Origin of the sequence: Clostridium sp. 1001270J_160509_D11 (assembly GCF_015667935.1) — a bacterium.
Taxonomy (GTDB): Bacteria; Bacillota; Clostridia; order Peptostreptococcales; family Peptostreptococcaceae; genus Intestinibacter.
Map to the genome: position 1 here is coordinate 1 of NZ_JADPET010000180.1, position 4,872 is coordinate 4,872.

4 protein-coding genes are annotated in these 4,872 nt (G+C 27.5%); all 4 read left to right on the forward strand.

The genetic code is table 11. From position 1 onward, the window contains the following. The first annotated feature begins 55 nt into the window (after nt 1-55). A complete protein-coding gene (locus I4U58_RS12615) occupies nt 56-1,024 on the forward strand; it encodes a methionine ABC transporter ATP-binding protein (RefSeq protein WP_195931695.1) in 969 nt (322 codons plus the stop codon). Then, entirely contained in the window at nt 1,014-1,679 is a 666-nt protein-coding gene (locus I4U58_RS12620; RefSeq protein ID WP_195931696.1) for a methionine ABC transporter permease, read from the forward strand. The genes I4U58_RS12615 and I4U58_RS12620 overlap by 11 nt, the downstream gene beginning before the upstream one ends. Nucleotides 1,680-1,774: 95 nt before the next feature. Next, a complete protein-coding gene (locus tag I4U58_RS12625; protein WP_195931697.1) occupies nt 1,775-2,575 on the forward strand; it encodes a MetQ/NlpA family ABC transporter substrate-binding protein in 801 nt (266 codons plus the stop codon). A gap of 368 nt (nt 2,576-2,943) precedes the next feature. Beyond that, nucleotides 2,944-4,872 (forward strand): cellulose synthase catalytic subunit (locus tag I4U58_RS12630; protein WP_195931698.1); only part of this gene is annotated, 1,929 nt, incomplete at its 3' end.

Below are 4,872 nucleotides of genomic sequence, written 5' to 3' on the forward strand. Positions count from 1 at the left end.
AAAATCACTATAATAAAATAATAATTTTATATATTTAAGGAAAGGAAGAAACTTAATGATAAAGATAAAAAATCTTAATAAATATTATGGAGATGTACAAATCCTAAAAAATGTAGATGTGGAAATTTCAAAAGGTGAAATTTTTGGAATTATCGGACATAGTGGTGCTGGTAAATCAACATTACTAAGATGTATAAATGGACTTGAAGATTATAGAGATGGAAGTCTTACAGTAGAAGGACAAGAAGTAAAAGATTTAACCGAAAAAGAAATAAGGGAACTTAGAAAAAACTTAGGAATGATATTCCAACATTTCTCACTATTAGAGAGAAAAACAGTATTTGAAAATGTTGCATTACCTCTAGAATGTTTTAAATATTCAAAAGCAGAAATTGAAAAAAGGGTTATGAATTTACTTGAATTAGTAGGACTAGCAGATAAAAGAGATGCGAAACCTAGAAACCTAAGTGGTGGTCAAAAACAAAGGGTTGCAATAGCAAGAGCATTAGCGCTTGAACCAAAAGTTTTACTTTGTGATGAAGCAACTTCAGCATTAGACCCAAATACAACAAAATCAATATTAGCTTTATTACAAGATATAAATGAAAAACTAAACATAACAATAATCCTTGTAACTCACCAAATGGAAGTTGTAAAACAAATTTGTACAAAGGTTGCAGTTATGGAAGGCGGTAAAGTTCTAGAAATAGAAGATACTGAAGATTTATTCTTAAATAATACAGAAGGATTAAAAGCATTAATAGGAGATGAACAAATAGTTCTTCCAGAAGGAACAAATATAAAAATAATATTCCCTAAAGAAATTGCAAACCAAAATATAATAACAAATATGGCGAGAACATTAGATTTCGATTTTAATATAAGTTATGGAAAACTAGAAAAATTCAGAGAAGATGTCCTTGGATCTTTAATAATAACAGTAAAAGACCACTATGCAAATGCAGTTAAGAGATATCTTGATGAGAAAAATATTAAATGGGAGGAGATAAAAAATGACAACTAAAACGACATTATATCAGTATTTAACTGACATACTGGGAGAAGCATTTTTACAAACAATGTATATGATAATTGTACCGACTATAATCGCTACAATTTTAGGATTTATATTAGCAATAATATTAGTACTTACTAAACCAAAAGGATTAAAACCAAATAAATATGTATATTCAGTAGTAGGATTTGTGGTAAACATAGTTAGAAGTTTCCCATTCATCATATTATTAGTAGCTTTAATACCATTTACTAGATTCTTAATCGGAACAAGTATAGGTGAGACAGCAGCAATAGTTCCAATAACTATAGGTGCAGCACCATTTATAGCGAGAATAATTGAAAGCGCATTAAATGAAGTTGATGAAGGATTAATAGAAGCAGCAAAATCTTTTGGAGCAACAAAAACACAAATAATATTTAAAGTTATGATAAAAGAAGCAATGCCTTCTATAGTATCAGGAATTACACTTTCAATAATATCAATATTAGGATATACAGCAATGGCAGGTACTGTTGGTGCTGGTGGTCTTGGTAAGGTAGCATTAGTATACGGACACCAAAGATTCGATACAGCAGTTATGGTATACGTTGTAATCACATTAATCATAATAGTACAAGCTATACAAATGCTAGGTGACTATGTATATAAAAAATTAAAATAACAAATATTAAAAGTAAAAAATAGAAAAATGAAACTTAAAAACAATAAAAAATTAATAAAAATAAATAAAGTTAAGGGAAAACAGGAGGAGTAAAAATGAAACTAAAAAAATTAGCAAAAGTATTATTAGTATCAACATTAGCAGTAGGTTTATTAACAGGTTGTTCATCAGGTAAAAATGATGAAAAAACTATAGTAGTGGGTGCATCTTCAACACCACATGCAGAAATATTAGAGGCAGCAAAACCTATATTAGAAAAAGATGGATATACTTTAAAAGTAAAAGAGTATGATGATTATGTATTACCAAATCAAGCATTAGCAGATGGATCACTAGATGCTAACTATTTCCAACACGTACCATACTTAGAGGAAACAGTTAAACAAAAAGGATATGATTTAACATACTGTGCAAAAGTTCATATAGAACCAATGGGAATATACTCAAATAAAGTTAAAAAATTAGATGAAGTTAAAGATGGAGACAAAGTAGCAGTTCCAAATGACTCAACTAATGAAGCTAGAGCACTTAAATTATTAGCAAAACAAGGTTTAATAGAAGTTAAAGACGGTGAATTAATAACTGTAAAAGATATAACTAAAAACCCTAAAAACTTAGAGTTTGTTGAAGTTGATGCAGCACAAGTACCTTCTACATTAGATGACGTTGCAATAGCTGTTATAAACACTAACTATGCATTAAACGTAGGATTAAACCCAACTAAAGATGCATTAGCAATAGAATCAAGTGAGTCTCCATATGCAAATATAGTTGCTATAAGAACAGAAGATAAAGACAGCGAAAAAACAAAAGCATTAACAAAAGCATTAAACAGTGATGATGTTAAGAAATTTATAGAAGAAAAATATAATGGAAGTATAGTTCCAGCATTTTAATATAATTTAATTAAAAAGATGTTGAAAACAAATTGATTTTCAACATCTTTTTTAATTTACAACTTATTATCTAAAGTGATGGACAAAGTCGTTGGTGACATGAGCGAAGCAAATTTTAAGCAACGGACAAAGTCGTTGGCGATATGAGCGAAGCGAATTTTTTTTATGTCTCCTTATTACACGAAAAAGTATATTTGTATAAAATATGGTTATGTATGCTTCTTATTCAAATATAAGTAATTAATGTAATACATTGATACAAATGTTTTTTTATTCCAACAAAATATTTAAATATGGAATATACAAGGTATATATAATTAAGTAAATATACTATAGTATAAGTTTTTTATAGAAGTAAGGAGAATTTAATGTATTTAATTTTATCAATAACAGCCTTATTAATAAGTTTTTTAGCATATAAAATTAATAATAAGAATGTAAAATTATTGATTATAGTTGATATAATTATATCGACTATATATATTTTATGGAGAGGAACTGTAATTCCAACAAATCTTGGAATAGTCAGTTTTATCTTAGGTTTAATATTGTTTGTTTGTGAGTTCATTGGATTTATGAATTTTATGAATTTTCAATTTATTTTCTTTGGAAAATATAAAATTATAAGAAAAGATTTAAGTGTATATAATTTAGATGAAGCTCCACTTGTGGATGTTTTAATTTGTACATATAATGAATCGCTTCAATTACTTGAAAAGACAATAATTGCAAGTACTCAAATGGCATACCCTAAAAATAAATTTAAAGTTTATGTATGTGATGATGGAAGAAGAGATGAATTAAAAGCACTATGTAAAAAATATGGTGTGAATTATATTACACGAGAAGACAACAAAGGTGCTAAAGCTGGAAATATAAATAATGCGCTAAAATATATAAAAGGCGATTTATTTCTAGTATTAGATGCAGATATGATTCCTAAAAAGGAATTTTTACAGAAAACAATTGGATATTTTGAAGATGAAAATTTAGCTTTTGTACAGACACCTCAATGTTATTACAATAAAGATATGTATCAATCTAACTTAAAAAAATATATTCCAAATGAGCAGGATTTCTTTATGAGAGACGTTCAAGAAGCAAGAGCATACAGAGGTGCAGTATTACATGTAGGTACAAATGCAGTTTTTAGACGTAAATTTATAGATGAAATAGGTGGATATCCAACATGTTCAATAACAGAAGATATGGCTGTAGGAATGTTGCTTCAGGCAAAGGGATATGATTCTATTTTTATAAATAAAGTCTTAGTTTTAGGACTTAGTGCATCTACCTTTGGAGAATTAGTAAAACAAAGAGACCGTTGGTGTAGAGGAAATATCCAAGTATTTAAACATTATAATCCGTTTATACTAAAAGGTCTTACACCAGCGCAGAGGATTTGTTATGTAGATGGAGTGCTATATTGGTTCTCAAATCTAATTAAGATGTTTTATATAATAGTACCGATTTTATTCTTATCTACAGGAATTCATTTTGTAGAATCTGGTTTTGCAGAATTATTAAATATGACAATACCATATATATTAGTTCAAATATTTATTTTCAGAATATTATCACCAAAATCGAGAAGGTATATGTGGACACATTATTATGAAATGGCAATGGCTCCACACTTAAGTTTATCAATAATAAAAGAAATGTTTGGCTTTGAAGTTAACTTTAATGTTACATCTAAAGATATAGAAATTGATAGAGGGTATTATGAATATGATGTAGTAAAACCTCATTTATTAATTTTAATATTAGGGCTTTTATCACTTTTTATAGGATTAAAATTAGTTGAAAAAGGCTATATTATAAAATATGCATATTATCTAAATGCATTTTTAAATATATTTAATTTGATTGGAATAATGAGATCTTTGAGAGTAGCTTATCAAGTTAAAGTAAGTGAAGACGAAGATAGGGCGAGCATTGATGAAAAGATGGAATCTAATTGTATATTATTAGACCATGAAGAAAAACATCTATCTAATATAGATGTTGTAATAGATAGTATATCTAGTAAAAAAATATGGATAGAGACATCTCAAAATTTAGAGATTGGGTCAAAGGTCCTTATAAAATTAAGAAAATCATATGTAAAATGTGAGGTATTAGATAAACACAGAAATAACCTAGAATTAAAACTTTTATCTCTAACTAAAGAGCAGATGGAGGAAGTAATAGAAATCTATATACAGTATTTAACTCCATATCACGAGATATTTCCACAAAAAACTAATGTAAATTTTGTACAAATAATAGACGATAAAAATATATTAGTAAAAACT

Coding starts and splice junctions, on each gene's coding strand:
- I4U58_RS12615 (WP_195931695.1), top strand. CDS start 56: ATGATAAAGATAAAAAATCTTAATAAATATTATGGAGATGTACAAATC.
- I4U58_RS12620 (WP_195931696.1), top strand. CDS start 1,014: ATGACAACTAAAACGACATTATATCAGTATTTAACTGACATACTGGGA.
- I4U58_RS12625 (WP_195931697.1), top strand. CDS start 1,775: ATGAAACTAAAAAAATTAGCAAAAGTATTATTAGTATCAACATTAGCA.